The 3,512-nt window shown below is 77.0% G+C and carries 2 protein-coding genes; both read left to right on the forward strand.

What is annotated here, in order from left to right; all coding sequences use genetic code 11:
* The first annotated feature begins 106 nt into the window (after nt 1-106).
* A complete protein-coding gene (locus ACFV6I_RS34200) occupies nt 107-2,107 on the forward strand; it encodes a hypothetical protein (RefSeq protein WP_063349119.1) in 2,001 nt (666 codons plus the stop codon).
* A 236-nt stretch (nt 2,108-2,343) separates the two neighbouring features.
* Nucleotides 2,344-3,384, forward strand: coding sequence for a glycosyltransferase family 2 protein (locus ACFV6I_RS34205; RefSeq protein ID WP_063349120.1), 1,041 nt, complete (start codon nt 2,344-2,346; stop codon nt 3,382-3,384).
* Nucleotides 3,385-3,512: the final 128 nt, after the last annotated feature.

Here is a 3,512-nt window from a genome sequence, read left to right on the forward strand (position 1 = left end):
GGGGGGGGGGGGGCGGGGGGGGGGGGGGGGGGGGCGGGGGGGGGGGGGGCCCCCCCCCCGGCCCCTGCGGCACGGGCCGCCCCAGGCCGACTGAGATGATCGTCCGATGTTCGCCCCGGATACCCCGGACGCCCCGCCGCTGCCCAGCGCCGCGCCCCTCACCGCCGCCGCTGCCGCCCGCTGGCGCGCCGCCCGCACCGCCTGGCGCCTGGACAGCCGCTGGTTGGCGCTGCTGCCGGCCGCCTTCGTGATCCTGGCCACCGCGGTGGAGCCGACCCCCGGCGACTGCAACGTCCAAGGCGTCTGCCGGGACACCTGGGGCTCCTCGCTGGCCGCCTGGTCGGTGCTCGCCGAAGTGGTCCTGCTGGCCGGCCGGTTCCGCGGCCGGGCGCTGGTCCCGCCGGCCGTCCTCGCGGTGCTCTGGTACGCCCCGCACGGCCTGGTCACCCCGCTCTGCCGCTGGACGGCCGTCCTGCTCCACCTGCTGCTCTCCGCCGCGCTGATCGGCGCCGAGCTCGGCCGCCGCCGCGCCCGCCAGCAGCTCGACGAACTGATGGCCCCGCCCGTCCCCTTCCCCTGGACCGCCGCCGGAGCGCCCTCGCCCGTCCACCCCGACGGCCCGCCGGTGCTGCGCCGCGCGCTCGGCGCACTGCTGCTCGCCGCCGCCCTGGCGTTCCCGCTGTACGGGCTGTGGGGGCAGGCCCGGCAGCAGGCGAGCGCCGAACGGGCCGACCAGGTCACCGGCACCGCGGGCGACACCGACCAGGACGGCGTCCTGACCGTCCGCTTCCACCCGCCTGGCGGCGGCCCGGAACGCACCGCCCGGCTGGACGTCTGGTGGGCCCGGCCGCCGCAGCCCGGCGAGCCCGTCCCGCTGCTGGTGGACGGCGACGCCGTCCGCGCCGCCGGCGACGACTACGACCTCACCGGCGCGCTGACCGCCGGCGGCCTGCTCGCCCTGCCCGGCCTGCTGCTGCTCGGCTCGGCCGCCACCGCGAACGCCCGCCGCTCCCGGCCCTCCTTCGCGGGCTCCGCGCCCGCCCTCGCCGTCCGGGTCCGCGCCGACGCCCAGGGCGACCTGCTGGTGCAGCCGCTGGACGGCCCGCCGGACGGCCCCGCGCTCTGGCGGCTGGTCGAGCGCGACCGCTACCGCTGGGCCCGCTACGGCGCCCCGGACGGCGAGGGCCCGGCCTGGGTGCCCGAACACCTGGAGACCGAGGACGACGACGCCGACCACCTCGAACTCGAAGTCTCCTACGACGAGGAAGAGGAGGAGCTCGGGGACGTCTTCGACCGGCTGACCCCGGAGCAGGCCGCCGCCTGGCTCGCCCGCGCCGGCCGGAGCGTGCCGGCCGTGCTGTACCTGGGGCCCGACGGGCCGGAGCAGCAGCTCCTGGTCCGCCCCGGACTGCTGGACCACGACCCGCGCTGGGTGGCGGCCGTGGTCGCCCCCGCCGCCCGGGCCCCGCGGCCGGGCCGGCGCACCGAGGGCTACCGGGAGCGGGACCTGGCCGTCGCCGCCCTGACCGCCGAGACGGTGGCCGCCGCCCCCGCGGCCGGGCCGGACGCCGAACCGGTGCCCGCCCGCCGCTGGGAGATGCCGCTGCCGCTGCGGGCGGTGGCCGGTCCGGTGCCCGCCCTGCTGCTCGCGGGCCTGGTCGTGCTGCTCGGCCGGAGCGGCTGGTGGGGCGGGCTGGTGCACCCGCTCCTGACCGGCACGGTGGCGATCCTCGCCTGCGGCCGCACCCTCTCCTGGCAGATGGTCGCCGACCGGGACGGCCTGCGGATCGCCACCGCGCTGCGCACCCGGACCTTCCGGTGGCAGGAGATCAACGCGGCCGCGGTCCACCGCAACCTGCTCACCGTCCAGCTGCGCTCGGGCGAGGAGGTCACCGTCGGCAGCCGCCCGGCCGCCTGGCTGGCCGGACACTTCGGGGACCGCTACGACCCGGTCGAGCTGGCCCGGGCCGTCGCGACCGCCGCCCACCGGCCGGACCTGCGCCCGCACCGGTCGCTGCCGGACCGGCTGGGCGGCCCGCAGCACCTGCTGAACCGGTTGTCGCTGGCCGGCTACGCGCTCTTCACCATCGTTCACCACCTGCTCTGAACCTGCGCCGAACCTGCACCGAACCCGCGCGGCCGCCGCCGAACCCCGTCGAGGGCGCCCTCCCGGGCTCCGTCCCGTCCTCCGGAAACCGCCCGTTCCGACCCGGCTGCGGGCCCGTACGCGGAGCGGAGTACGGTGGACGTGATCAAGGAGTCCAATCGGGCGTCGCGGGCTGCGAGCAGCGGCCCAGACCGGGACAAGACGGAGACGTGTCCGCACCGGTACGGTTGGCCCCGATGAACACCAAGGCTGCTGAGGAGCTGCCGGCTGTCTCCGTGATCATGCCGGTGCTCAACGAGGAACGACACCTGCGGACGGCGGTCCGGCGCATCCTGGACCAGGAGTACCCCGGGCCGATGGAGGTGGTGATCGCCCTCGGTCCGTCCACCGACCGGACCGCGGAGATCGCGGCCGAACTGGTGGCGGAGGACCCGCGGGTACGGACCGTGCCGAATCCCACCGGTCGCACCCCGGCAGGGCTGAACGCCGCGATCCGCGGCTCGCGCCATCCGATAGTGGTGCGCGTGGACGGCCACGGGCTGCTCACCCCCGGCTACATCACCACCGCGGTCCGGCTGCTCGACGAGATGGACGCCGCCAACGTCGGCGGCATCATGCACGCCGAGGGCGAGACCGAGTGGGAGAACGCGGTCGCCGCCGCGATGACCTCCAAGATCGGTGTCGGCAACGCCGCCTTCCACACCGGCGGCCTGGCCGGCCCGGCGGACACCGTCTACCTCGGGGTGTTCCGGCGCGAGGTGCTGGAGAAGCTCGGCGGCTACAACGAGGAGTTCATCCGAGCCCAGGACTGGGAGCTCAACTACCGGATCCGCCAGGACGGCGGGCTGGTCTGGTTCACCCCGCAGCTCAAGGTGACCTACCGGCCCCGGCCGTCGGTGAAGGCGCTGGCCAAGCAGTACAAGGACTACGGCCGTTGGCGCCGGGTGGTCACCCGCTACCACCGCGGCTCGGTCAACCTCCGCTACCTGGCCCCGCCGACCGCCCTGCTGGCCGTCACCCTCGGGCTGGTGCTGGGCGTCGCCGTCCACCCGGCCCTCCTCGCGGTGCCCGGCGCCTACCTGCTGGGCATCCTCGGCGGCGGGCTGGTCGGCGGCCGCGGCCTGTCCTTCAAGGCCAGGGCGATGCTGCCGGTGGCGCTCGCCACCATGCACCTCAGCTGGGGCTTCGGCTTCCTCACCTCGCCCCGCTCACTGGCCCGCCGGGTGATAGGCAGTGTCGGACCGGCCGCCAAGGACGTGCTCTCCAGGGCGAGTTGACGCCGACCCGGCAGGGGGGGGGGGGGGGAGAGCCCGGGGGGGGCGGGGTGGCGCGGGGCCCCACTCCCCGGGGCGGGCGCCCCCGGGCGGGGGGGGGCACCGCCTCTGTGTGGGCGGCGCGGGCACGA

The organism is Kitasatospora sp. NPDC059803, from assembly GCF_042732255.1.
Lineage (GTDB): Bacteria > Actinomycetota > Actinomycetes > Streptomycetales > Streptomycetaceae > Kitasatospora.

Bases quoted from the DNA above. Each gene is read 5' to 3' on its own strand.
- ACFV6I_RS34200 (WP_063349119.1), top strand. From the start codon at position 107: ATGTTCGCCCCGGATACCCCGGACGCCCCGCCGCTGCCCAGCGCCGCG.
- ACFV6I_RS34205 (WP_063349120.1), top strand. From the start codon at position 2,344: ATGAACACCAAGGCTGCTGAGGAGCTGCCGGCTGTCTCCGTGATCATG.